Genomic DNA, 25544 nt, shown 5'->3' with positions numbered 1-25544 from the left:
ATCGTCCGAGATTTCGCAACGCCCAAAGCCTTGACGCTCTGGCGCGGCACTCGTAGGTAAAGCGCAGGTGGGGCCTGTAGCTCAATTGGTTAGAGCAGAGCGCTCATAACGCTTTGGTTGCGGGTTCAAGTCCTGCCGGGCCTACCAGACTACACTTTGCGCAATGTATCCAACGCACATGACGCGTCGCACCGAAAGGCGCACCGTTTCAGAAGTGATCAAAACAACGTCAGTAGCCACGCGTAATGGCATCTAAACGCTCCAAGTTGATGATTGTAGACAGCATCAACTGATCCTGGCTCCAGTCATCTGGCTGGCGGATTGAAGCGGCAGCTATCGAGACGCTCAGGGCCAAGACCAAAATGGTGCCCCCCAAAACCAACCCACTCTGACCGCTGGCCTTGGGTTTCGTGTACATTGCAAGGATACGGGTTTCGAGCGAGCGGCGTGAGGTGTTGGTCGTGTTGCGCAAGAAGGCGACATTCAAGGCGCTCGGTTCAGGCCCAGATATCTGACGCTCGCAGTAATCCAGAAGGCATCTGGCATAGCTGTGTGGGTCAATGCGCCGGGTTTGCATAACCTGCTGGTCGCAGCTTAACTCTCGAAGACCATCGAAGGCGCGTTTCCAGAAATAAAATGCCGGGTTCCAATAGAGGATCGGGCGCAGCATTTCGAACGCCAGTTCCCATTCCACGTCCCCGGCGCGTAAATGCTGAAACTCGTGCGCGATGATCATGCGAAACTGTGACGGATGGGTCAGCAAATGCGTAGGCAAAACTACGTAACGACGCCTCAGGCCACGCGCCGCGAATGGCACAGCAACCGTGTCGGATATCAACACGTCAGTGTGCGCGGTCCGTCGCCATAAAAATCCACTGGCGATTGCCTGCCGCACTTGCATGAGCGATCGTATCGTGCGCCACAGATGATAGAGCGCGCCCAACCCCAGCACCAAAAGGCCGAGGACAGCCAGTGGCGCGGTACCATTCAAGACTCCGTTGACCACCCTGTCCCGTGTGCCCAACAGGGCCTCGAACTCGGTCGCGGGCAGCGCAATGTCGCCACGCAGATAGGCGGCAATGGCCATGTCATGAAGGGTCAGCGGCGTATTCGGATAAAGGGTCTGGCTGATGATGGTGCCGAAATAGGCAATCAAAGGGCTGCAGAGCGTCAGCACCAGAACGGCCTTCAGAAGCGTCAATTGCCGGCGGTAATCGTGCTGCAATCCCAGCCGGGCGATCACGGCTTGAGTCAGGCGCCACGCACCAAAGGCCAACACCAGCAGGATGTTGGCGTATATGAACAGGTCAAGAACCGTCTGCATCGCCATCATTTCGCAGCCTTTCGTCCACGAGCGCGCGAATATGCTCGAGGTCCAGCGCTGTCAGCCTTGTGTCGCCAACCAGATGCGCCACCAAGGACGCAGGCGTATCATCAAACAACGTGCGCGACAGGTTCTGTAGCGAGTGTGACTGGTACTTGTTCTTCTCAAGCAGCGGCACATAGACCAGCGTCTTGCCTTCCTTGCGGCTGTCCACAAATCCCTTCTGTTGAAGGATACGCAGGATGGTGGCCCCGGAGGTATACGCCAGGTTCCGCTCGGGCGGCAGGCGGTTCAGAACATCGCGGACTGATCCTTCGCCAAGGGCCCATAATTCAGTCATGAACTCCAGCTCGACCTCGGTGAGCAAATTGGCCTGTCGTTTTCTTCTCATTCCGTCACATCTTTGGTTCGTTGCGTACTACGTGCCTCCGGGAAACTCTAAGCCCGATTGGCTAAACTTTCCAGAACACAAACACGCCCCATCCCATGGCGATAAAAAGCGGTATCCAGATCGGCTGTCCGAACAGACCAAGCCAGGCCAGGAAAATGTAGGCCGAGCCCAGAAGCGTGATGAACAACCGGTCGCCCAGCGTGGTGGTCAGCCCCAGCACACCCTTGCGTTCCAACCCGTCACGAAAGCGGAACCCTTCAAGCAGTCCGATCAGGGCAATTGCGCCAAAGATGCCGATGAACACCGCAAGCGTGGCCGGGGTCCAGGCCATCCAGAAATCGGGCCAGAGCGGAGCGGTCCAGGAAAACCCCTTGTCGTCTTCCTTGGCAACGCTGCCCCAGCTGTTCTGGGCAAAGGCCGGGGTAGACAGCAACAGAAAAACGGCAAACCAACGCATATCAAACCCTCCCCATCGCAAAGCCGCGCGCGATGTAGTTTCGGACGAACCAGATGACGATAGCCCCGGGAATGATGGTCAGAGTGCCCGCCGCCGCCAACAGGCCCAGCTCGTATCCGGCGGAGGATGCCGTGCGGGTCATGACCGCCGCAATGGGTTTCGCCTCGACTGCTGTCAGGGTCTTTGCCAGCAGCATCTCGACCCATGAGAACATGAAGCAGAAGAACGCGGCGACACCAACGCCCGCCTTGATGTTGGGCAAGAAGATTTTGACGAAAAACCGCGGAAAGGAATAACCGTCAACATACGCCGTCTCGTCCAACTCTTTCGGAATGCTGCGCATGAACCCTTCAAGGATCCAGACCGCCAGCGGAATGTTGAACAAGCAATGCGCCAGCGCCACGGCCAGATGCGTGTCAAACAGCCCGACCGAGGAATAAAGCTGAAAGAACGGAAGAGCGAACACTGCCGCCGGGGCCATCCGGTTTGTCAGCAGCCAGAAGAACAGCTGCTTGTCGCCTAAGAACCGATAACGCGAAAACGCATAGGCCGCCGGCAGCGCCACACAGATCGAGATCACCGTGTTGATCGACACATAAAGGATCGAGTTGATGTAGCCCCAATACCACGTGGGATCGGTGAAGATCGCGATATAGTTGTCGAAGGTCACTTCCTTGGGAAACAGTGAAAAACCGGACAGGATGTCATTCGTCGTCTTAAAGCTCATCGCGACAAGCCAGTAGATCGGCAGCATCAGGAAGAGGATGTAGACAATCGGGATGGTCGAGCGTTTTTTCATTGCTTGTCGTCCTTCGTCATCACCACGTAGAAGACCCAGCTGACCAGCAGCGTGATGGCAAAATAGATCAGGCTCATCGCGGCCGCCGGGCCAAGGTCAAATTGCCCCAAAGCAATCTTCACCAGATCAATCGAGAGCAGCGTGGTCGAATTGCCCGGCCCGCCGCCTGTCAGCACGAAAGGCTCGGTGTAGATGTTGAAACTGTCCATGAACCGCAAAAGGATCGCGATGGTCAGCACCGTTTTCATCTTCGGCAGTTGGATATAGCGGAACACCGAAAAGGGCGATGCCCCATCGATCTTGGCCGCCTGATAATAGGCATCCGGGATCGAAACCAGACCCGCATAGCACAACAGCACGACCAGAGAGGTCCAGTGCCAGACATCCATGACGATCACTGTGATCCACGCCGACAGCGGCTGTTGGGTCATGTCATAGTTGATGCCCAGAACATCATTCATGAAGTATCCCAGCATTCCGACTTTGGGCAGGGCAAAGATGTTCCACATCGCACCTACCACATTCCACGGGATCAGCATCGGCAGCGCCATCAGCACAAGGCAGACCGGCACCCAGAAACCCTTGCGCGGCATGGAAAGCGCGATGATGATTCCCAGAGGCACTTCGATTGCTAAGATAATGGCAGTGAACAGGAACTGGCGGCCAAGCGCGGCCTGGAAGCGTTCCGAACGTAGGATCTGTTCGAACCAGTCCAGCCCCTGCCAGAAAAACTGGTTGTTGCCGAAGGTCTCCTGCACTGAATAATTGACCACCGTCATCATCGGCACCAGCGCGTTGAACGCCACCAGAAACAACACCGGCAACACGAAGAACCACGCCTTTTGATTTTCGGTTCTCATGTGCGCCTCGCAGTTGCGATCCAGCCATCACGATAGATGCGGGTTTTCTCGGGCGCGAAGCTCAGATGCACGGCGCTGCCTGTCTCGGGGGGCTGGGTTTCACTGACAGCTTTCAGGGTGCTTTCGCCGATCTTTGCTTCGATCACGAAATGCCGGCCCACGTCCGAGACTTTGGTGACATGCGCGGGGATGCCGCTGTCTGAAATCGCGATATGCTCAGGCCGGATGCCAAGGGCCAACGCGCCATGGCCGGTTTGCACAGGGCCTTCCAGATCAACGTTGTGACCTTGGAACAGCGCGCGGTTACCCTGCAACTCACAAGGCAGCACATTCATGCCGGGTGAGCCTATGAAATGACCGACAAACGTGTGCTGTGGACGCTCGAACAGCTCGATCGGGGTGCCGATCTGCACCACTTCGCCCTCCTGCATCACGACAACCTCATCCGCAAAGGTCAGCGCCTCGGTCTGATCGTGGGTGACATAGATCATCGTGGCCTTCACCCGCTGATGCAGCTCTTTCAACTTCGAGCGCAGTTTCCATTTCAGATGCGGGTCGATCACGGTCAGCGGTTCGTCGAACATCACGACATTCACATCATCCCGCACCAACCCGCGCCCCATCGAGATTTTCTGCTTGTTGTCCGGGCTGAGATGCGAGGCGCGGGTTTCCAGCATCTCGGAGACGTCCAGCATCTCTGCAATCTCGGCGACGCGACGGTTGATCACCTCAGCGGCGAAGCCTCGGTTCTTCAATGGGAAGGCAAGGTTTTCCCGCACAGTCATCGTGTCGTAGATCACCGGGAACTGGAACACCTGCGCAATGTTGCGTTTGTCAGGCGGCAGGCCTGTCACGTCCTTACCATCAAACAGAACCTGCCCCTCGGACGGGGTCAGAAGGCCCGAGATGATGTTGAGCAAGGTCGACTTGCCACAGCCTGACGGCCCCAAAAGGGCATAGGCCCCTCCGTCGCGCCAGGTGACGTCAATTTCCTTCAGCGCATAGTCGTCCGGTGATACGGGCGACGGAAAATAGCTGTGTTTCAAGTGGGATAGCTTGATTTCCGCCATGTCAGGCCACCCTTGTTCCGTCGGAACCAAAATAGCGGCAATGCACTGGCTCCATGTAAAACGTATGTTTTTCGCCCACCTCATAAGCGTGCACGCCCGGTGCCAGCGAGACCCATGCCTCTACTGTGCCCATCTCGAAATGGGCGCTGGAATCCGAGCCAGAGATTTCGGTGACAAGGACGGTCCCGGTCAACGGTACATCGGTATCGGCCTGCCGCATAGGGGTCACCCGGTGCGGGCGCACCGCCACGGTATAGGCCCCGTCGGTCAACCCCGCAGCATCACCGCTGAGGGACCAGCTTGCGCCATTTTGCATGACGGCAAGATCGCCTTGCTTGGTGACGGGGGCCAGATTGATGGGCGGATCGGAAAACACCCGCGCGGCGGCGATGTTTTCGGGGTTGCGGTAAATCTCGGCGGTGGGGCCAAACTGCGTAACCTGCCCGTCCGACATCAGGGCCGTCTTGCCGCTCAGCAAAAGGGCCTCTTCCGGTTCGGACGTGGCATAGACCACCACCGCACCGCGCCCGGCAAAAAGCTCGGGCAATTGTTCGCGCAGTTCTTCGCGCAGCTTGTAATCCAGATTGGCCAGCGGCTCGTCCAAAAATACCGCGCGGCTTTCCTTGGCAATGGCGCGGGCCAGGGCCGTGCGCTGTTGCTGCCCACCCGACAGCTCGCTGGGGCGGCGGTTCAGCATGGGGCGCAGTTGCAGCAGATCGGCGGTTTCTTCAACGCGCCCTTCGATCTCGCTTTGCGGCATCCCCGCCACACGCAGAGGCGAGGCGATGTTCTCAAATACCGACATGGTCGGGTAATTGACGAAAAACTGATGGACCAGACTGATGTTGCGTTTCTGGGTGGAAACCCGGCTCACATCCTCTCCGTCCATCAGGATGCGCCCCCCGGCCAGCGGGTCCAGCCCGGCCATCAGCTTGATCAAAGACGTCTTGCCCGAGCCGGTGGCCCCCAGCAACACGTTGAAATGGCCCGCCTCCAGCCGCAAATTCGTCGGCTTGATATGGGTTACACGACCCACCCTCTTGGAGGCATCTTGAAGTTCTATCATCCCCGGCAGTCCACCCGTACCCGTCTCAGGTCATGTGTGAGACCGCCACGTTTCGGCAGCGGTCTCGTTGTTTTCAGCGCAAGGCTTACTGGGCCTGCCAGCGTGCGACCAACTCGTCATAGTTGACGGTCTCGCCCTGTGGCTTTTCATTCTCCAGCTTGGCCTTGGGGGCACCGGGCTGGCTCAGCCAGTACTCGGCATCCTGTTCGTCATTCAGACGCGGACCACAGCCGCCATAGATACCGGCCCCTTCGTCAGCGGCCTGCATCCGGGCCATGGTGATGTCCATTTCCTCGGCCAGACGATCCATCGCCTCTTGCGGCGTGAAGGCCCCCGAGTTCACGTCACCGATCTGCTGCCACCAGATTTGCGCCAGCTTCGGATAGTCCGGCACGTTGATGCCGGTGGGAGACCATGCCACCCGGTCAGGCGAGCGGTAAAACTCGACCAGACCACCCAGTTTGGCCGCGCGTTCGGTGAAGCTTTCGTGATTGACCGAACTGTCGCGGATGAAGGTCAGACCCACATGCGACTTCTTCACATCGACGGTTTTCGAGGTCACAAACTGGGCGTAGAGCCAAGCGGCCTGCGCACGATCCGATGGTGTGGATTTCAGGAAGGTCCAGGACCCAACGTCCTGATAGCCAACCTTCTGCCCTTCGGTCCAATAGGGGCCATGCGGGCTGGGCGCCATCCGCCACAGCGGGTTGCCATCGGCGTCAACAGTGTTGTTGCCTTCTGATTGCGGTTTGACCATGTCGGCGGTGAAGGCCGTGTACCAGAAAATCTGCTGCGCCACGTTGCCTTGGCTGAGCGCCGGTAGGGATTGATAGAAATCATAGCTGGCCGAGCCCGGAGGCGCGTAGTTGCGCAGCCATTCGTCCCATTTACGGATCGCATAAACAGCCGCCGGACCGTTGGCCGCACCGCCACGTGTGACAGAGGCCCCGACCGGGTTACAGGTGCCGGCTTCCATGCGGATGCCCCATTCGTCCACGGGCACGCCGTTGGGCTCACCCACATCGCCAGCGCCGGCCATCGAGAGCCACGCATCGGTCATGCGCCAACCAAGGTCAGGCGCGCGCTTGCCGTAATCCATGTGACCATAAATCCGGGTGCCGTCGATTTCTTGAACATCATTGGTAAAGAACTCGGCGATGTCCTCATAAGCCGACCAGTTCACCGGAACGCCGAGGTCATACCCATACTTTTCTTTGAACGCGGCTTGGTTGGCCTCGTCATCAAACCAGTCCTTGCGGAACCAATAGAGGTTCGCAAACTGCTGATCCGGCAGTTGGTACAGATTACCATCCGGCCCGGTGGTGAACTGGATGCCCATGAAATCCTCAAGGTCCAGCGTGGGCGATGTGGTTCCGGCCCAGTCACCCGCCATCTGTTCGGTCAGGTTATACGCCAGCTGCAGCCGCGAATGCGTGCCGATCAGATCGCTGTCATTGACATAGCCGTCATAGAGGTTCCGGCCGGTCTGCATCTGGGTTTGCACCGCTTGCACGACCTCACCCTCGCCCAGAATCTGGTGGTTCACCTTGATCCCGGTGATCTCCTCGAAGGCTGCTGTCAGAACCTCGGATTCATAGCCGTGGGTTGGAATGCCCTCGGACAACACGTTGATTTCCATGCCAGAATAAGGCGCAGATGCCTCTATGAACCACTGCATCTCGGACAGTTGCTCTTCTTTTGACAAGGTTGATGGCTGAAATTCTTCGTCGATCCAGCGTTGAGCGGCTGCTTCGTCCGCAATAGCACTGGTAGACCCCGCGATGACGGCTGCAACCGCCACGGCGGAGAAAAGATACCTACGCATCTTTGTCCTCCCTTATGATTTAATCCGGCAGACACCAGACTTCATAAAGCGTGCATTTAAGCAGCTTGTTTTGTCAAACTAAAAAATTAGTAATAAGCCGGGACACGCAGAGTTTGGCAGTGAATTGGCTAGGTGTGCGGACATCTAAACTCATGGATTTTCATACAGGCCAGTCACATTTCAGGTTGCAACAAACACTCTGACACTGTTCGCTCGCGAGGCAGGCAAGACACAGCGCGAGGATGCCATGGACGCACAATCTGTTAAACGGATTCACTCCCCGCGCGATTCACCGCCCGATCACAATATCCGCGCGCAGGCCGCCAAGCCGCTGGCTTTCGCTAAGCCGCACGACGCCGCCGTGGGCGCGGGCAATATCCATTGTGATCGCAAGGCCAAGGCCAACCCCTGCCCCACGGTCCTGATTGCGCGCCTGATCCAGCCGCGCGAAAGGCTTCATCGCCTCGCCACGCCTCTCCGGCGGAATGCCCGGTCCGTCATCCTCAACCCGGATTCGCAGGGATTTTTCCGACAGCAGCACCGACACCTCGGCCTTGCTGCCATAGCGCACCGCATTGCCGACCAGGTTCTCAACGGCACGCCGAATCCCTCCGGGGCGCAGCGGCAACTCACCCTCGCCTTCGATCAAGACCAGTTCGACCGGCACTTTGGCACGCTGAAAATCCTCGACAATCTGGCGCACAAGGGCGATCGGATCGACCGGTTCGGGTTCCCCCTCTGATGCGCCGCGGGCAAAATCCAGAAACTCATCCAGCAGGCGTTGCATTTCCTCGACATCCTGCAGCATCGGCCCGCTGTCGTCTTCGTCCAGCATGCTGAGGCCCAGTTTCAGCCGCGTCAGCGGCGTGCGCATATCATGGCTGACGCCTGACAACATCAGTGTGCGTTGTTCGATCTGGCGCTCGATCCGGGCGCGCATGTCCAAAAATGCACTCCCGGCCGCGCGCACCTCGACAGCCCCCGCCGGGCGATAGGTCACGTGACGGCCGCGCCCAAACGCCTCGGCCGCGCGGGCAAGCCGGGTAATCGGGCGCAGTTGATTGCGCAGGTAAAGATAGGACACAATGGTCATCAATATCCCGATCACCAACATGTTCACAGGCAATTGGTGCGGATTTGACGCCGACACGCGCCGTCGATCAAACTCTAGCCGGATCACCTCGTCCCCGCGCGCCACGTAAAGCAGCACCGTCCTCTGATCCGGCAAAACCACCGCTTCGATATCCGGCAGCAAGCGACGCAACTCGCGGGTCACAACACCCGCGGTCAGATCGAACCACCGCCGTTCATCCGCTTGCGGTACGCTCTGCGGCGGTACAGCTTGCGCGCCGATCAACAGGGTGCGCGCCGCCTCCGATGCACCGATCTCGGCGGCGCTGACTGTCTCATCCGCCAGTAACAACCGCACTTCTCGACTGACCGACAAGGTCATTTGCCGGGTCACCCCATCGAAATGACGTTGCACGAACACCACCGACACCACCAATAAGACCGACAGAACCGGCAACAAAAGGATCAAAAAAGCACGCCCATACAGGCTGCGCGGCATATAAGATTTGAGCCAGCGGAAGTTCATGGGCTAAACCTAGCTGTGCCGCGCAGGAAGAGGAAGGCCCATGACAGCCCGTGACGCATTCAACCCACCGGTGGGCGTGGCCGAAACCCTTGGTCCCGGCCTGCGGCGTATTCTGGCACCCAACCCGTCGCCCATGACCTATCGGGGCACAAATACCTATCTTTTGGGAGACAGTGATCTGGCGGTGATCGATCCCGGCCCGGATGATCCCGCCCATCTGGCCGCCATTTTAGGCGTTGTGAAACCGGGGCAGCGCATCACACACATCCTTGTCACCCATTCCCATCTCGATCATTCCCCTCTCGCTCCTGTTCTGGCGTCGCGAACCGGTGCGCCCGTTTTGGCGTATGGCAATGCCAGTGCCGGGCGCAGTGCGGTAATGCAGGATTTGGCCGCCGCCGGGCTGGCACGGGGTGGCGAAGGTGTGGACCAGGCCTTTCAGCCTGATATCGTGCTGGTCGATAAGGAAATTATCGAGGCCGATGGCTGGCGACTAACAGCCCATTGGACGCCGGGGCACTTCGGGAACCACATGAGCTTTGAATGGGGTGACGTTGTCTTTACCGGCGATATCGTGATGGGCTGGGCCAGTTCTCTGGTGTCGCCCCCAGATGGCGACCTCACTGACTTCATGGCCTCCTGTCGCAAGCTGCAAACCCTGTCGGCCCGCACCTTTCACTCCGGGCATGGTGCGCCGATCACGGATCCCGCCGCACGGCTTGACTGGCTGATCACGCATCGCCTGACCCGCGAAGCATCTATCCTCGGCACGCTCGCAAACGAACCCGGCACGGTGTCCGAACTGACCCAAGCTATCTACACAGACACGCCACCCGCCCTCATGCACGCCGCCGGGCGCAACGTATTGGCCCATCTGATCGACCTTCATGGACGCGCCCTTGTGCACCCCAACGGCCCTCTGTCCGAAACCGCACAGTTTCATCTGGCGTAACCCGATCTGCGCAACGCGAAAAAGAGTCACAAACCCTCTGGACGCGGTGAATCCGTATTGCTATATGCGCCTGCATGGTCCGGCGTAGCTCAGCGGTAGAGCAGTTGACTGTTAATCAATTGGTCGTAGGTTCGATCCCTACCGCCGGAGCCAATTTTCCCGAAAAGTGAGAACTGCTTAGGCCGCGGGTACGTCTGCAAGTGCCTCAGGCGTGACATCCAGAATATCCCCCAGACCCAGTTGGGCCAGCGTGATGCTGACCTCATCGGCCAAGAAGCCTGCCATCTGATCCAGGCCGCGCGCACCGCCCGCTGCGATGGCGAAGGAAAACGGGCGGCCCATGAACACGAAATCGGCGCCCATGGCGTAGGCTTTGACGATGTCCTCACCGCTGCGCAGGCCGCTGTCGTAGAAGAGCGGCATGTCGGGGCCGACAGCAACCCGGATGTCACCCAGGGCGAGGATGGCTGGAACAGCTCCGTCCAGTTGACGCCCGCCATGGCTGGAAACCTGTATGGCATCGACACCGTGGGACTGCAGCTTCAGGGCATCGCCAGAATCCAACACACCTTTGATGACCAGCTTGCCATCCCATCTGTCGCGCATGCGTGCCAACAACTCCCAAGTGGCCCCTGCCCGGCTGCTTGTGCGATTGAACGCGCCATGTTTGCCGCCGAAGTTCCCCATCTCGGGTTTGCCGTGGAGCAGCTGCGGGATCGCCCAACCGGGGTGACAGGCAAAATCGAGAAACTGGCTGGGTCCGATCCTGAACGGCATTTTGAAACCCCGGCGCAGCTCGCGTGGGCGGCGCCCCACCTCGGGCACGTCCACGGTCAGCACCAAGGTTTCATAGCCTGCCGCCTTGGCGCGCGACAGCAGTTGCTCTGACGTCTCAGTGGCGCCGCTGACATAGAGTTGAAACCAGGCTCGCCCCTCGGCACGGTTGATCATCTCTTCGAGCGAAGTTGACGCGACGGTCGAAACGCCCACGGGGATCTTGTGACGGGCGGCCAATTCGGCCAACAGTCGGTCTGCCGAAGGCGATGTCAGATTGCACATACCCATCGGTGCGATGCCGAAGGGCAAACCCGTCTCGGCACCAAACAGCCGGGAAGTAATGCTGCGATGCTCCACATTGTTGAGGATGCGGGGACGCAGCCACAAATCGCGCATCACCTGTCGGTTCAGCGCCTCGCCATGTCCTGTGCCTGCAGCCCCGTCTATATAGTCAAAGATCATCCACGGCAGCCGCCGTTTCGCAATCCGCCGCGCATCGTCAAAGCAGTGGATAGTATTGTCGAACAACATGCGGCTTATGCCTGCACTGCGCCCATGAAGCGATCTCGGATGACGACTGGGTCTTTGGTGATGACCGGCAGCTTGATATTGCCGCTGTCACATTTGCACACGATCACGGTCATCTGGCGGGCATCAATCGCCTCCTGCAGTACATTGGCGGTGTCTTCGGCCTTGCATTCCAGCACATTCTCGCAGCCACAGGCCGCGGCGACAGCCGCCAGCGAGGTTTTCTTGCCTGCGTAAGTCGGTTGATCACCGGTCGAACCGTAGGATCCATTGTCGATGATCAAGAGGATGAAGTTGTCCGCCACATTATTGGCAATCGTTGGCAACGTGCCGAGATTGGTCAGGACCGAGCCATCGCCATCAATGGAAATCACCGTCTTGTCCTGCGCCAGGGCTACGCCCAGACCAATGGACGATGACAGCCCCATGGTGCCCAGCATGTAGAAATTTGACGGTTGGTCGTCAATCATATGCAGTTCCTGGCTGGGCAGGCCGATGTTACAGATCACCAGTTGGTCACGAAGGATGGGCGCGATATCGCGGAATACGTCGGAACGGATCATTGGTCTCCGTAGCCTCCCCAGAAGGACGCATCCGTCAGGATCGCCACAGGTTTGTTGCACATGAACGTGTATTTCAGGATCGTGTCAAACTCGTCAGCATCGGATTCCTTGTGGAAATGGTAGGTCGGGATATGCAGCTGGTTCAGCAGCGCCTTGGTATGCACCGCCATCTCCACCTGACAGGCCACCGGTTCACGCAGTTCGCCGCGATAGCTGATCAGCATCGGCAGAGGCATGCGGTAGAACTGGGTCAGCGTGACCAGCGTGTTCACGGTTACGCCAATGGCCGTGTTCTGCATAATGATTGCGGGGCGTTTGCCGCCCATGAAGGCCCCGGCGCACAGGCCCATGCCTTCATCTTCTTTGTTAGCGGGGATGTGATAGATTTCAGGCCGGGCTTCGACCTCATCAATCACGCCGGCAAGTTGTTTACAGGGGACGGTCGTAATGAAATCGACATCGTTGGCCACGAAATCGTCGACGAGTTTTGCGCTAATGGACATTGCGGGCTCCACAGTAATTACTGGGCTTTTTTGACGTAAACCTGGCGTATTGAAAGTCATATTTTCTTGCGCTTCTTTAAACCCCTGCTTTACTTTACGAGTCGCGCATGGAGGAGCGAATGACCATTTCACTTTTCAAAACACTGATCGCTGTGTCCGAAACAGGCAGTTTTGGCGGAGCGGCAGATGTTGTCTGTGTCACCCACGCCGCGGTGGGCCAACAGATGCGGCGGCTGGAAGAGAACCTGGGTGTCACGCTGTTTGACCGCTCGGAAAAAACTCCACGCCTGAACCAGTTGGGCAAGGCCTTCGTGCCCAAAGCCAAGGCTGTTGTGCAGGCCTATGATCATATTCTGGACGATCTGACAGGCGACCCGCGTATGATCGGCGAGTTGACTCTGGGGGCTGTGCCGTCGACCATTCTGAGCTTGATCCCGAAAACCGCCAAACGCCTGACCGGGCTTTATCCCGATCTGCACCTGCGGATCGTGCCGGGCCTGTCCCTGTCTCTGTTAGAGCAGGTAGAAAAAGGTACGCTGGATGCAGCTGTCCTCAGCCAACCCCTGCGCGTACCGGATCAGCTGAACTGGACCCCGTTTTTCGAGGAAGAGCTGGTCTTGCTGACCGCACCCGAGATCACCGAGCCTGATCCGCTGTGTATTCTGGCCACGATGCCCTATATCCGCCACACCCGTCAGGCCGGGGTTGGGCAATTGGCCGAAGACTGGCTGTCGCGCCAGAAGGTCAAAGTCAACGATACAATGGAGATGGGATCGCTGGAAAACGTGGTCAGTATGGTGGCGCATAATCTCGGCGTATCCGTTGGGCCAAACATGTGCCTGCCCGACCCGGTTTTTCAGAGCCTGCGCAAAGTCCCTCTGGGTTCATCTGCCCCGGCGCGCACGCTGGGGGTTCTGACCCGGGCGGATTGCTCGAAATTGCGACTGGTAGATCGATTGCTGGAGCAGATCAACGCCGTGGTGGCAGATCACGCAGAGGCCCGGTCTCAATAGTTCCCGGCCACGTATTTCGCAATGGCCCCACCCCGCGAATTCACGTCCAGTTTCTGGTATATCGCCTTGAGGTAATACTTCACGGTATTCTCGCTCAGCCCCAAACGCGCGGAAATCTGGAAATTGGTCAGCCCATCGACCAGCAGCGCCAGAATCTCATGCTCGCGCCGCGACAGGACATCGGCGTTTTCGTTGGTTAGGCGGCGCAGAATATCAGTGGGCACAATCGAATGACCTTCCACAAGATGCACCAGAATCTTCGGCAGGCTGGCCAGGATCTGTCCCATCATGCAGACCGAATTTGCGCCGGTCTTGATCGCCGTGCGGATGAAAGCAAACTCGGTGTCCTCAGCCACGACAACCACCATCACATGCGGATAGTCTTTGCGCACCATGTCCAGAATCTGATTGAGATCACCGTCACTCAGACGCACGCCCAGGATGAGGATGGTTTTGCCGGTCGCAGCGGACAGATGCGCCTTCAGACTGGCTTTGTCAGTGGCAAATTCGCCCAGGCGTACCTCGGGAATCTTCGCCACCAGGCTACCGATGCCCTGACAGACAATCACCTGCCGATCCGCCACTATGACCTTGGGCAGATCATTAGGCTCAGCTTCGTTTGTCGCAGTGATTGTATTCGTTTGTTCCATCGCAATAGCTTACACCATTTTTCTACCGCTCCCATCCCCCTCGTTGCGACACAGCGCCACCGGAAACCGAACGAAACAAGGGGTTTACGGTATGCGCTGGTATGCGAGCCAGACCCGGATGTGCCGCTTTCACCCGAAGGGGTGGGATCGCCCTACCCGTTTGTTCACCCGGTTCTGCCTCGGGGCCTCAGGGCCATTCGTCCGGGCGTTACCACGGTGCTGCCCCGAACCTAGTCTTCCCCAAACCTCATTTGCGGAGACGAACATCATGAACGGCTACAAACATCTTTTCATCCCCGGCCCCACCAATGTGCCGGAACCTGTCCGTCAGGCCATGAACGTCCCCATGGAAGACATGCGCGCGCCAGATTTCCCCGAGCTGGTGAACGGGCTGCTGGCCGATATGAAAAAAGCCTACCGTACCGAAACCGGCCGCGTCTTCATGTTCCCTTCATCAGGCACAGGTGCCTGGGAATCGGCGATCCAGAACACGCTGAACCACGGTGACAAGGTGCTGATGTCGCGCTTTGGTCAGTTTTCTCTGCTCTGGGTCGACATGGCCGAACGTCTGGGTCTGGATGTGGAATTGTGCGAGGTCGAATGGGGCCAGGGCGTACCGCTTGAAGAGTATCGCAAGGCGCTTGAGGCCGATAAGGGCCACGCGATCAAGGCGGTCTTTGCAACGCAAAACGAAACCGCCACCGGCGTGACATCGGACATTGCCGGTGTGCGCAAGGTGCTGGACGAGGTGGGCCACCCGGCGATGCTGTTTGTCGACGGTGTCAGCTCAATCGCCTCCATTGAATTCGAAATGGAGAAATGGGGCGTGGACCTTGCCGTGTCCGGCTCGCAGAAAGGCTTTATGCTGCCTGCCGGTCTGGGCTTTCTTGGTGTGTCAGAAAAGGCGCTGGAGGCCAACAAGGCACAGCATAACGCCGGGATGGCACGCTGCTATTTCAGCTTTGAAGACATGATCAAGCTGAACGATACCGGATACTTCCCATACACCCCCGCAACCCAGCTTTTCCGGGGTCTGCGCTGTGCGCTCGACATGATCCTTGAGGCTGGCATGGAAAGCATCTGGGAACGTCACAACCGTCTTGCAGGTGGCGTGCGCGCTGCCGTTGACGCATGGGATGGCTGCGAGTTGGTCGCGCGCGGACCGGAATGGGCCTCCGACACTGTCTCGGCCATTTACGCCCCCGAAGGTGTGGATGCGCGCGATGTGATTTCAGGTGCTTATTACAAGTACCAAACTTCGCTGGGCACCGGTCTGAACAAACTGATGGGCAAGGCGTTCCGCATCGGGCATCTTGGGTCCCTGAACCCGGTGATGTTGTGCGGTGCGATTTCAGCCGCTGAAATGGCATTGCTGGATGCAGGTGCCAAGATCGAGCCGGGCTCGGGTGTTGCCGCCGCGCAGGAACATTACCGCGCCACGACCCCGTCGGGCGCATAAGGAGGCAATCCATGAAAATTCTCGTCACTCGCGCCTGGCCACAAGAGGCCGAAGACCGTCTGATCGCCCAAAATCTGGGCGAGGTCACCCTGCGCAATCCCGACACCCCGATGAGCCATGACGAATGGATGGCGGCCGCGCAGATCTACGACGTGATCATGCCCACGGTCTCGGACAAGATCCCGGCCGAGTTCTACCCGGCCGCCAAAGGCAAACTGCGCGTCTTTGCAAATTACGGCGTCGGCTTTAACCACATCGATATCGACGCAGCGCGCGCCAATGACATCACCGTGACCAACACCCCTGACGTGCTGACCGATTGTACCGCCGATCTGGCCATGGGCCTTATGCTGGCCGCCGCGCGCCGCATTGGCGAGGGCGAACGCGAGACCCGCGCGGGCAACTGGATCGGCTGGCGCCCCACCCATATGATTGGCAAGAAAGTGACCGGCGCGACCTTGGGCATTATCGGTTTTGGCCGCATTGGTCAGGCCATGGCACGCCGCGCACATTACGGCTTTGGCATGAAAATCGTGTTTCAGGACGCCTGGGACGTGCCCGCCGATATCAAGGCGGCCAATGGCAATGCCGAACAACTGCGCAGCATGGCCGAGGTGGCCGCCACCTGCGATTTCCTGTCGCTGCACTGCCCCGGTGGCGATGACACCTACAAGATGATCAACGCCGATGTGTTCAATGCGATGAAACCCGGTTCGATCCTGGTGAATTCCGCACGGGGTGATGTGGTGGATGAAGACGCGTTGTTCGATGCGCTGGACAGTGGTCGACTGGCAGCTGCCGGATTAGATGTCTATCACAACGAACCGGCACTCGACGCACGTTTCATGAAATACGAGAACCTTGTGCTGGCCCCGCATCTGGGAAGCGCAACAGACGGCACGCGCGCCGCCATGGGCCACCGCGCCATCGACAACCTGGTCGCGTTTTTGAAGGGTGAGACACCGGTCGATCTGGTCACCTGAAACACTTCAGTCCACATTCAGGCACAGGCCGTCAGCTCCCCGGGGGCTGGCGGTTTTTCATGGCTAAGCGCCAGGCCGAACCACGCGGTGCGATTCGTCCGTCGCCCGGTCACGACCATCCCGGCATGAGCATAAGTTTCCGATCATAAACCATTGTTTTCTTTAGGTGGTTTCTGCAGCGCAGAAAGTATTCATTGGCATCCCGACCCCCACGAAACGGGTAGTGCCACCCTACCCGATCAGGCCCGCCCCCCAACCCCGCGCCGCCTTTCTTACCCGAGGGAAAGTAGGAAACGTGTTGGCCAACCGCGACACTGGATCATGGAATGGCCCGGCAATCGCCCGCCTTTGAAAGGAAGTCCAACATGAGTTACACGCTGCACCCGCTGAAAAAACAACGCCTGCAAAGATCCGAACTGGCTGTGCCCGGATCGAACCCGTCGATGATCGACAAGGCGGCCGACTCGAATGTGGATTGCATCTTCCTTGATTTGGAAGATGCCGTCGCGCCGCCCGAAAAGGTGCAGGCCCGCGCCAATATCATTCAAGCCCTGAACGATATCGACTGGAAGGCCAAGGGCAAGACGATGTGTATCCGCATCAACGGCCTGGACACGCATTACATGTACCGCGACGTGGTCGAGATCGTGGAACAGGCCGGTCAGCATCTCGATACCATTCTGGTGCCGAAGGTGGGTGTACCTGGCGATCTCTACACGGTTGAAACGATGGTTTCCCAGATCGAAGAAGCCATGGGTTTTACCCATCAGATCGGGCTTGAGGCCCTGATTGAAACCGCCCTTGGCATGGCCAATGTCGAAGCGATTGCAGCCACGCCGGGCCGTTTGGAAGCGATGCACTTCGGTGTCGCGGATTACGCAGCCTCAAACCGTGCACGCACCGTGGTCATCGGTGGTCTGAACCCCGACTACCCCGGTGATCAGTGGCACTTTGCGCTTTCGCGCATGACCGTGGCCTGCCGGGCCTACGGGTTGCGTGCCATTGACGGGCCGTTTGGCGATTTCAGCGATCCTGACAGCTATATTCTGGCTGCCAAACGCGCTGCAGCCTTGGGAATCGAAGGCAAATGGGCCATCCACCCCAGCCAGATCGACATGGCAAACGAGGTTTTCTCGCCGCCTGAGGCCGAGGTGACCCGCGCGCGCAACATCATCAAGGCCCTGCGCGAAGCCGAAGCGGCAGGCAAAGGCGCGGCCAGCCTCGATGGTAAAATGATCGATGCCGCGTCCGAACGCATGGCCAACAATGTCATCACGGTGGCTGATGCCATCGCCGCTAAAGGCTAAGGAGACTGTCCTATGGATATTCATGAATATCAGGCCAAAGAGCTGCTCAAGAGCTTTGGCGTTAATGTACCCCGGGGTGGCATTGCCTACAGCCCTGAACAGGCTGTCTATCGGACATCCGAGCTTTCGGGTGACAAGTGGGTGGTCAAGGCGCAAATCCATTCCGGCGCCCGAGGCAAGGCGGGCGGTGTGCGCATCTGTTCGACCGAAGAAGAGGTGTCGGATGCCGCAGCATGGATGCTGGGTCGCAAGCTAGTCACGCACCAGACCGGCCCGCAAGGCAAGCTGGTCAGCCGTCTTTACATCGAAGAAGCCACCAATATCGCGCAGGAACTTTATCTGGCCTTCGTGATGGACCGCAAAGAAGAGCGCGTCGTGGTTGTGGCCTCGGCACAGGGTGGCATGGAAATCGAAGAGATTTCCGAGAAGGAACCCGATTCCATAGTCCGTTCGGTCGTCGACCCTGCCGTTGGCATGCAGGCCTTCCAAGCGCGTGAAATCGCATTTTCACTTGGCCTTGATGCGTCACTGATCAGCCAGGCGGCCAAAACCATCACCGGCTGTTACAAGCTGATGGAAGAGAAAGACGCCAATATGGTCGAAATCAACCCGCTAGTGGTTACCGCCTCGAACGAGATTGTAGCGCTGGACGGGAAATTAAGTTTCGATGATAACGCTTTGTTCCGCCATCCGAATATCTCAGAACTGCGTGACAAAAGCCAGGAAGACCCGCGCGAAACCTATGCCGGGGATCGCGGCCTGAACTATATCGGCCTTGAGGGTGAAATTGGCTGTATCGTGAACGGTGCGGGCCTGGCGATGGCAACGCTCGATATGATCAAGCAATCCGGTGGTGAACCGGCTAACTTCCTCGATGTAGGCGGCGGCGCCAGCCCCGAACGTGTGTTAATGTCCTTCAAGGCCGTTCTCAATGACAAGAACGTCGAAGCGATTTTAGTCAACATCTTTGCCGGCATCAACCGCTGTGACTGGATCGCCGAAGGGGTGATCCGTGCCGTCAAGGAACTTGATCTGAAAATTCCTCTCGTGGTCCGCCTTTCGGGCACCAATGTCGAGGAAGGCCGCAAGCTGATCGCCGATAGCGGTCTAAACATCACAACTGCCGAAACCCTCGCCGAAGCTGCCGAACTGGTGGTGGGTGCGTGGAAAACGGCACGCGACGCATAAGGGAGGGCCAAGATATGTCCATCATCATCGACAAAGACAGCAAGGTTCTGGTCACAGGCCTCACCGGGCGCATTGGCAGCTTTCACGCCGAGGAAATGCGCGAATATGGCACCAATGTCGTGGGCGGCGTGACGCCTGGCAAAGGTGGCACCACGCATAATGGCCTGCCCGTGTTCAACACCGTTAAAGGGGCCGTGTCCGAGACCGGCGCCGATCTGGTCATCGCCTTCGTGCCCCCACCCTTCGCGGCGGACAGCATCATGGAAGCGGCGGATGCAGGCATCAAAACCTGCGTATGCATTGCCGACGGCATTCCTGCGCAGGACATGATCAAGGTGAAACGCTACATGCGCCGCTACAAGGCCGAGAAACGCATGCGTCTGATCGGGCCGAACTGCGCCGGGATCATCACTCCGGGTCAGGCTTTTGCCGGTCTGATGCCGCCCCATATCTACCTGCCGGGGCGCGTGGGTATCATTGGTCGGTCAGGTACGCTTGGTTACGAGGCCGCCAGCCAGATGAAGGAAAAAGGCATTGGCGTCTCCTCCTCCATCGGCATCGGTGGTGACCCCATCAACGGGTCGTCCTTCCGCGATATTCTTGAACTGTTCGAGCAGGACGAGGGTACCGATGCGGTGGTTCTGGTCGGCGAGATCGGCGGCCCGCAAGAAGCCGAAGCAGCCGAATACATCCGCGATCACATGAAGAAACCCGTTGCCGCTTACATTGCGGGTCTCTCGGCCCCTAAGGGGCGTACCATGGGCCATGCCGGTGCCATCGTCTCGGCCTTTGGCGAAAGCGCTCAGGAAAAGGTCGAGATCCTCTCCGAGGCAGGCGTCGCCATCGTACCGACCCCGTCGGCCTTTGGTCCGGTGGTCGAAAAGATGCTGAAAGCGGCCTGATCAGAATGCCCCGGCCCGCCATCCGGGCGGGCCGGGGTGTCGATCTGCCCTGACGCGACCGGGCAAAAACCGGCGCATCTAGCGCGGCGCCTCTTGTCATGGCGCGTTTGATCTGGCCTTTAGGGGGAAACGGTTAAAGGGTTCCCCAATGATCCTGCGTCTCTTGTTTGTACTGCTGTTGTCCGTCACGGCAGCCTGTTCAACCTCCGAAGCCCCAGCACCGGCGGCGGATGTCCCGCTCTACCCGAATGAAACACCTGAAATACGCGCTTTGGTAAACCAGTATGCCGATTTCTACGAGGTGCCGCGTCCCTTGGTGCACAAGGTCATCCAACGCGAAAGCGATTATCGCCCGCGTGCCCGCAACGGCCCCTACTATGGGATGATGCAAATCCTGCCCGCCACGGCGCGGGGTATGGGGTTTCGCGGCTCCCCCAACGACCTACTGGATGCCGAAACCAACCTGACATGGGCGGTGAAATATCTCAAAGGCGCGTGGATGGTCTCGGGCGGCGATCTGGATGCCGCGGTGATGTGGTATGCGCGTGGGTATTACTATGAGGCGAAACGCCAGTGCCTGCTGGTCGAAACCGGTTTGAATGACCGTGAGACGAACAGGGCCTGCGGCTGAGCGTTCCAGTGTAAAAGGGCAGAAGTAAACAATGGCGGCTTTGAGCCCTTTGCGGTCATTAAATTAAGCCGCGCGATGGCCAGACCGCGGGGTGGCGAACCGACCTTTGTGCAGAGCACTTTATGGCCGCCAAATCCGCAGAAGATCAGAGCGGCGCGCTTCCCTTGCCAAATCGCCAGCCCTTGCGGGCGGTCTGGCGATCGCGCGGCGGCTTCGCCTTGATTCCGCGCGGGGGCAATGCCGGCTCCGTCCCGCACAGCTGCCATTAAAGTAAAGGCGCGGCTTGGATGCCACGCCCTCAAAAGCATTGGACGCAGATCAGATATCCAGCGTGTGCTCTTTTTCCCAATGGCTGAAATGGGTGACAAAGCTGGTCCATTCCTGATGTTTCATCTTCAGGTACGCCGCCGAGAATTCCTCGCCCATAGACGCTTTCAGCTCTTTGTCTTTGTCATAAAGCCGCAAGGCATCCAGCATGTTCAGCGGCAGCTTGGGCGCGCCGCGCACCTTGTGGCCCTCCGCATACATGTCGATATCCCAGCGCTTGCCCGGATCAGCCTCTGTGCGCATCCCCGAAAGGCCCGCCGCGATAATCACCGCCTGCAAGAGATAGGGGTTCACCGCCCCGTCCGGCAGGCGCAGCTCGAAGCGCCCCGGGCCCGGCACCCGCACCATATGGGTACGGTTGTTGCCGGTCCATGTCACCGTGTTGGGCGCCCAGGTGGCCCCTGACATGGTGCGCGGTGCGTTGATGCGTTTGTAGCTGTTCACCGTCGGGTTAGTGATCGCGGCCAGGGCGCTGGCATGTTTCATGATGCCGCCAAGAAAATGAGCGCCCTGTTCAGAGAGGCCCAGTTCGGCCGTGGGACTGCCGCCGGTGGCATCCGTCGCAAAGACGTTGGTCTTGGCCGCAGCGCCCGGCGCATCCCAGACCGAGATATGCGCATGGCACCCATTGCCGGTCAGCCCTTCCACAGGCTTGGGCATGAAAGTGGCACGGAAGCCATGTTTCTCGGCCACGGATTTGGTCATGAACTTGAAGAAGCTGTGCTTGTCAGCCGTGGCGAGGACATCGTCGAATTCCCAATTCATCTCGAACTGGCCGTTCGCATCTTCATGATCGTTCTGATATGGCCCCCAGCCCAATTCCAGCATGTAATCGCAAATCTCGCGCACCACGTCATAACGACGCATGACGGCCTGCTGATCATAGCAAGGTTTTTCAGCCGTATCGAATTCGTCACTCAGCTGTGTGCCATCCGGCGTCAGCAGGAAATACTCGGCCTCGATGCCGGTTTTCACATGCATGCCTTCCCCGGCAGCCTCGGCGATCAGGCGCTTGAGCACATTGCGCGGGGCCTGCGCCACCGGTTCGCCTTCCATCATCGGATCGGCCGGAACCCAGGCCACTTCGGGTTTCCAAGGCAGTTGAATCACAGCATCCGGATCCGGCACGGCCAGCATATCGGGATGCGCCGGTGTCAGATCCAGCCAGGTGGCAAAGCCGGCAAATCCTGCGCCCTCTTCCTGCATATCGGCAATCGCCTGAGCAGGCACAAGCTTGGCCCGTTGACCGCCAAAAAGGTCCGTGTAGGAGATCATGAAGTATTTGACGCCCTTTTCCGCGGCGTAGGCGGCCAGATCAATGCTCATCTGCAATAGTCCTTTTCCCTGTTGTCGTCGTCAGGGGGCGGTTGCCCCGCCTCCCCGCATATTTGTTAATACCCTGTACCTGGCTTTCCCGGATACCAATCAGTGCCTGCCAACGGTATCTGCGCCATGGCCGCGGCTTCAAGAGTCAATGCGCACAAGTCTTCGGGTTCCAGATTGTGTACATGGCTTTTGCCGCAGGCCCGCGCCAAAGTCTGGGCTTCTAATGTCATCACTTTCAGATAGTTGCGCAGCTTACGTCCAGCCTCGACCGGGTCAAGGCGCGCCGACAGTTCCGGGTTCTGCGTCGAAATACCCGCTGGATCCCGCCCTTCGTGCCAATCGTCGTAGGCCCCTGCCGTGGTGCCCAGCTTGTTATACTCGGCCTCCCATTTGGGGTCATTGTCACCTATCGCCACCATCGCGGCTGTGCCGATGCTGGTCGCATCCGCCCCCAGCGCCAGAGCCTTGGCCACATCGGCACCGGTGCGAATACCACCTGAAACAATCAGCTGTACTTTTCGGTGCATGTCCAGATCCTGCAGCGCCCGAACAGCCTGACGGATACAAGCCAGAGTTGGCTGCCCCACATGTTCAATGAACACATCCTGCGTCGCGGCCGTGCCGCCCTGCATGCCGTCCAGCACCACGACATCGGCCCCGGCCTTGACCGCCAAAGTCGTGTCAAAATAAGGCCTTGCACCCCCGACCTTCACGTAGATCGGCACTTTCCAACCGGTGATCTCGCGCAGCTCAAGGATCTTGATTTCCAAATCGTCCGGTCCCGTCCAATCGGGGTGACGACAGGCGCTGCGTTGATCGATCCCCTCGGGCAGGTTGCGCATCTGCGCCACGCGTTCGGTGATCTTCTGGCCCAAAAGCATGCCTCCGCCACCGGGCTTGGCGCCCTGCCCGACAACCACTTCGATGGCGTCGGCACGGCGCAGATCATCCGGGTTCATGCCATAGCGGCTGGGCAGGTATTGATAGACCAGCTTTTCGGAATGGCCGCGCTCTTCCTCGGTCATGCCACCATCGCCCGTCGTGGTCGAGGTGCCCGCCAATGTCGCCCCGCGGCCCAGCGATTCCTTGGCTTGACCGGAGAGCGAACCAAAGCTCATCCCCGCGATGGTGATCGGGATATCCAGCTCGATCGGGTTCTTGGCATAGCGCGTGCCCAACACCACGTTGGTGTCACAGCGCTCACGATATCCTTCCAGCGGATAGCGCGACACGGATGCCCCCAAAAACAGCAGGTCGTCGAAATGCGGCACTTTGCGTTTCGCTCCGCCGCCCCGGATGTCATAGATGCCCGTCGCCGCCGCGCGGCGGATTTCGGCGTTTACCTCGGGGCTAAATGTGGCCGATTGGATCGGCACGGTGCGGGGAATGTGATGGTCGTCGTCCTTCGCCATGTCGATCTCCTTCAATATGCGTTGTCGATGTCAAAGTTATAGAGCTTGCGGGCCGAGCCATAGCGCGTGAATTCTTCCGGCTTGGCATCTACCCCGGCGCGCTCCAGAAGGTCGCTCAGCAGCGCGATATGTTCAGGGCGCATCTCTTTCTCTTCGCAATCCGCCCCAAGGCTTTTGACCGATCCGCGCACGAACAGCCGCGCCTCATAAATCGAATCCCCCAACGCCTCGCCCGCGTCACCGCAGACCACGAGGTTGCCCGATTGCGCCATGAAGGCCGACATATGACCAACATTGCCCTGCACCACGATGTCGATCCCCTTCATGGAAATCCCGCAGCGGCTGGCAGCATTGCCCTTGATCACCAGCATCCCGCCATGGCCCGTGGCCCCGGCATATTGGCTGGCGTCGCCTTCAACGATGACGGTGCCACTCATCATGTTCTCGGCCACACCGGGTCCGGCGCTGCCATCGACATGCACAGTGGCTTGTTTGTTCATGCCGCCACAGTAATAGCCGGTCGAGCCACGCACGGTGACTTCAATCGGCGCGTCCAGCCCCACGGCAATCGCATGGCTGCCCTTGGGGTTCACAATCTCCCAGGCGGTTTTGTTGGTTGTCGCGGCCTGAGCGTGCAGTTCCTCGTGCAGCGCGCGCAGCCCTTTCTCTCCCAAATCGAATGTCTGCATCTTAATGGTTCCAGAAATAGACGGTTGCGGGTTCAGGCTCCCAGACGCGGGCGTCTTCGATGCCCGGCAGGCTGACCAGGGCGCGATATTCGCTGCCAAAGGCCACATATTGGTCGGTTTCGGCCATCACGGCGGGTTTGCAGGCAATCGGGTCGCGCACCACGCCAAAGCCGTCCTTGGTGCCCACGACGAAGGTGTAAAACCCGTCGAGGTCATCGATGCCGCTTTCCAGCGCCTCACCCAACGTACTGCCATTCTGCATCTTCCACGTCAGGTAAGCAGCGGCCACTTCGGTGTCGTTTTCGGTTTCCACCGTCACACCCTGACGCGCCAGCTCCCTGCGCAACGAGTTGTGATTGGACAGAGATCCGTTGTGAACGAGACATTGATCGGCCCCGGTGGAAAACGGGTGCGCGCCCAGCGTCGTCACCGCACTTTCCGTGGCCATGCGTGTGTGGCCTATGCCATGGGTACCTTCCAGCCGCGGGATATCAAACCGTTCGGCCACATCACCGGGAAGGCCCACTTCCTTATAAATCTCAATGGTTTCCCCGGCGCTCATCACCCGCGCTTCGGGTCGAAGATCTTTCAAGGCAGCCCGCGCATCGCGCATCTTCTCTTCGGGCAGATCAATCACCGCATGGGTGTCTTTGGCCCGCAGATGCACCGCAACACCCAATTGCTCGGACAGTTCGTCCTCAAGTCCATGAAAAGTCTCAACGGGGTCGCCCGACTGGATGGTCAGCTTGGCGCGCCCCTCAGCGTCATCACCATAAACCGCGATCCCGGCACTGTCCGGGCCGCGGTCCGTCATAGTGATGAGCATTTCGGTCAACATCTCACCCAGCTTGGGTTCGAGCGATTTATCTTTCAAAAATAGTCCGACGATTCCACACATCGGCGCCTCCCTTACTCTTTGGCAGGAAACCTAGCGCAGCGGCGCGA

The 25544-nt window shown here is 58.9% G+C and carries 25 protein-coding genes and 2 tRNA genes; 10 read left to right on the top strand and 17 right to left on the bottom strand.

From position 1 onward, the window contains the following. The first annotated feature begins 70 nt into the window (after positions 1–70). Positions 71–147 (top strand) — tRNA-Ile (locus V6N02_RS03480). 82 nt (positions 148–229) lie between these two features. On the opposite strand, the gene V6N02_RS03475 is transcribed toward V6N02_RS03480, so the two are convergent. The 9 genes from V6N02_RS03475 to V6N02_RS03435 all read right to left on the bottom strand — a co-directional run bounded on the left by V6N02_RS03475 (position 230) and on the right by V6N02_RS03435 (position 9389). Next, positions 230–1333 carry a M56 family metallopeptidase gene (locus V6N02_RS03475; RefSeq protein WP_371224096.1) on the bottom strand — a complete coding sequence of 368 codons (1104 nt, stop codon included), beginning with the start codon at positions 1331–1333 and terminating at the stop codon, positions 230–232. Further along, positions 1308–1715: a BlaI/MecI/CopY family transcriptional regulator gene (locus V6N02_RS03470; RefSeq protein WP_371224095.1), complete on the bottom strand. Its 408-nt coding sequence runs from the start codon at positions 1713–1715 to the stop codon at positions 1308–1310. Before V6N02_RS03470 ends, V6N02_RS03475 begins: the two co-directional genes overlap by 26 nt. Before the next feature lie 61 nt (positions 1716–1776). After that, positions 1777–2172 (bottom strand): DUF2160 domain-containing protein, encoded by a 396-nt coding sequence (locus tag V6N02_RS03465; RefSeq protein ID WP_371224094.1) that lies wholly within the window; start codon positions 2170–2172, stop codon positions 1777–1779. A gap of 1 nt (position 2173) precedes the next feature. Then, positions 2174–2971 carry a carbohydrate ABC transporter permease gene (locus tag V6N02_RS03460; protein WP_371224093.1) on the bottom strand — a complete coding sequence of 266 codons (798 nt, stop codon included), beginning with the start codon at positions 2969–2971 and terminating at the stop codon, positions 2174–2176. Further along, positions 2968–3831 (bottom strand): carbohydrate ABC transporter permease, encoded by an 864-nt coding sequence (locus V6N02_RS03455; protein WP_371224092.1) that lies wholly within the window; start codon positions 3829–3831, stop codon positions 2968–2970. Before V6N02_RS03455 ends, V6N02_RS03460 begins: the two co-directional genes overlap by 4 nt. After that, complete coding sequence (locus V6N02_RS03450) at positions 3828–4901, bottom strand: ABC transporter ATP-binding protein (protein ID WP_371224091.1); 1074 nt, start codon at positions 4899–4901, stop codon at positions 3828–3830. The genes V6N02_RS03455 and V6N02_RS03450 overlap by 4 nt, the downstream gene beginning before the upstream one ends. Position 4902: 1 nt before the next feature. After that, complete coding sequence (locus V6N02_RS03445; RefSeq protein WP_371224090.1) at positions 4903–5967, bottom strand: ABC transporter ATP-binding protein; 1065 nt, start codon at positions 5965–5967, stop codon at positions 4903–4905. A gap of 85 nt (positions 5968–6052) precedes the next feature. Continuing rightward, positions 6053–7792 carry an ABC transporter substrate-binding protein gene (locus tag V6N02_RS03440; RefSeq protein WP_371224089.1) on the bottom strand — a complete coding sequence of 580 codons (1740 nt, stop codon included), beginning with the start codon at positions 7790–7792 and terminating at the stop codon, positions 6053–6055. Between the two features lie 289 nt (positions 7793–8081). Further along, positions 8082–9389 carry an ATP-binding protein gene (locus tag V6N02_RS03435; protein ID WP_371224088.1) on the bottom strand — a complete coding sequence of 436 codons (1308 nt, stop codon included), beginning with the start codon at positions 9387–9389 and terminating at the stop codon, positions 8082–8084. Between the two features lie 40 nt (positions 9390–9429). Between V6N02_RS03435 and V6N02_RS03430 the strand changes: the two genes are divergently transcribed. Both V6N02_RS03430 and V6N02_RS03425 read left to right on the top strand, forming a co-directional pair. Next, positions 9430–10341, top strand: a complete 912-nt coding sequence (locus tag V6N02_RS03430; RefSeq protein WP_371224087.1) for an MBL fold metallo-hydrolase — start codon at positions 9430–9432, stop codon at positions 10339–10341. Positions 10342–10419: 78 nt separating this feature from the next. Then, positions 10420–10494, top strand: a tRNA-Asn gene (locus V6N02_RS03425). A gap of 24 nt (positions 10495–10518) precedes the next feature. Here the strand turns inward: V6N02_RS03425 and V6N02_RS03420 are convergent. Genes V6N02_RS03420 through V6N02_RS03410 form a run of 3 tightly spaced genes read right to left on the bottom strand, consistent with a single transcriptional unit; the run spans position 10519 to position 12712 of the window. Further along, positions 10519–11649: an alpha-hydroxy acid oxidase gene (locus V6N02_RS03420; protein ID WP_371224086.1), complete on the bottom strand. Its 1131-nt coding sequence runs from the start codon at positions 11647–11649 to the stop codon at positions 10519–10521. Positions 11650–11654: 5 nt separating this feature from the next. Beyond that, complete coding sequence (gene comE, locus V6N02_RS03415; RefSeq protein WP_371224085.1) at positions 11655–12209, bottom strand: sulfopyruvate decarboxylase subunit beta; 555 nt, start codon at positions 12207–12209, stop codon at positions 11655–11657. Continuing rightward, positions 12206–12712, bottom strand: a complete 507-nt coding sequence (locus tag V6N02_RS03410) for a sulfopyruvate decarboxylase subunit alpha (protein WP_371224084.1) — start codon at positions 12710–12712, stop codon at positions 12206–12208. The genes comE and V6N02_RS03410 overlap by 4 nt, the downstream gene beginning before the upstream one ends. Positions 12713–12831: 119 nt before the next feature. Here V6N02_RS03410 and V6N02_RS03405 point away from each other — a divergent pair, with 119 nt between their 5' ends. Beyond that, positions 12832–13725: a LysR family transcriptional regulator gene (locus V6N02_RS03405; protein ID WP_371224083.1), complete on the top strand. Its 894-nt coding sequence runs from the start codon at positions 12832–12834 to the stop codon at positions 13723–13725. Here V6N02_RS03405 and V6N02_RS03400 read toward each other — a convergent pair. After that, a complete protein-coding gene (locus V6N02_RS03400) occupies positions 13719–14375 on the bottom strand; it encodes a response regulator transcription factor (protein ID WP_371224082.1) in 657 nt (218 codons plus the stop codon). The two genes, V6N02_RS03405 and V6N02_RS03400, sit on opposite strands and share 7 nt — an antisense overlap. A 268-nt stretch (positions 14376–14643) precedes the next feature. Between V6N02_RS03400 and V6N02_RS03395 the strand changes: the two genes are divergently transcribed. The 6 genes from V6N02_RS03395 (at position 14644) to V6N02_RS03370 (ending at position 20845) form a co-directional block, all read left to right on the top strand. Further along, complete coding sequence (locus tag V6N02_RS03395) at positions 14644–15834, top strand: aminotransferase class V-fold PLP-dependent enzyme (protein ID WP_371224081.1); 1191 nt, start codon at positions 14644–14646, stop codon at positions 15832–15834. A gap of 11 nt (positions 15835–15845) precedes the next feature. Then, positions 15846–16817, top strand: a complete 972-nt coding sequence (locus tag V6N02_RS03390) for a 2-hydroxyacid dehydrogenase (RefSeq protein ID WP_371224080.1) — start codon at positions 15846–15848, stop codon at positions 16815–16817. Between the two features lie 365 nt (positions 16818–17182). Then, positions 17183–18124, top strand: a complete 942-nt coding sequence (locus tag V6N02_RS03385) for an HpcH/HpaI aldolase/citrate lyase family protein (protein ID WP_371224079.1) — start codon at positions 17183–17185, stop codon at positions 18122–18124. A 12-nt stretch (positions 18125–18136) separates the two neighbouring features. Then, positions 18137–19312 carry a malate--CoA ligase subunit beta gene (locus V6N02_RS03380; protein WP_371224078.1) on the top strand — a complete coding sequence of 392 codons (1176 nt, stop codon included), beginning with the start codon at positions 18137–18139 and terminating at the stop codon, positions 19310–19312. A gap of 14 nt (positions 19313–19326) precedes the next feature. Then, positions 19327–20214: a succinate--CoA ligase subunit alpha gene (gene sucD / locus V6N02_RS03375; RefSeq protein ID WP_371224077.1), complete on the top strand. Its 888-nt coding sequence runs from the start codon at positions 19327–19329 to the stop codon at positions 20212–20214. Between the two features lie 148 nt (positions 20215–20362). Next, entirely contained in the window at positions 20363–20845 is a 483-nt protein-coding gene (locus V6N02_RS03370; protein WP_371224076.1) for a transglycosylase SLT domain-containing protein, read from the top strand. Positions 20846–21163: 318 nt separating this feature from the next. On the opposite strand, the gene glnT is transcribed toward V6N02_RS03370, so the two are convergent. The 4 genes from glnT to V6N02_RS03350 form a co-directional block, all read right to left on the bottom strand. Then, positions 21164–22498 (bottom strand): type III glutamate--ammonia ligase, encoded by a 1335-nt coding sequence (gene glnT / locus V6N02_RS03365; protein WP_371224075.1) that lies wholly within the window; start codon positions 22496–22498, stop codon positions 21164–21166. 65 nt (positions 22499–22563) lie between these two features. Then, entirely contained in the window at positions 22564–23910 is a 1347-nt protein-coding gene (locus V6N02_RS03360; RefSeq protein ID WP_371224074.1) for an FMN-binding glutamate synthase family protein, read from the bottom strand. Between the two features lie 11 nt (positions 23911–23921). Then, positions 23922–24599 carry a GltB/FmdC/FwdC-like GXGXG domain-containing protein gene (locus tag V6N02_RS03355; RefSeq protein ID WP_371224073.1) on the bottom strand — a complete coding sequence of 226 codons (678 nt, stop codon included), beginning with the start codon at positions 24597–24599 and terminating at the stop codon, positions 23922–23924. A 1-nt stretch (position 24600) separates the two neighbouring features. Continuing rightward, positions 24601–25497, bottom strand: coding sequence for a class II glutamine amidotransferase (locus V6N02_RS03350; RefSeq protein WP_371224072.1), 897 nt, complete (start codon positions 25495–25497; stop codon positions 24601–24603). Between the last annotated feature and the right edge of the window lie 47 nt (positions 25498–25544).

The sequence above is a fragment of the Roseovarius conchicola genome, from assembly GCF_041403425.1.
GTDB lineage: Bacteria > Pseudomonadota > Alphaproteobacteria > Rhodobacterales > Rhodobacteraceae > Roseovarius > Roseovarius conchicola.
This window is presented reverse-complemented; position numbering and strand designations above follow the sequence as displayed.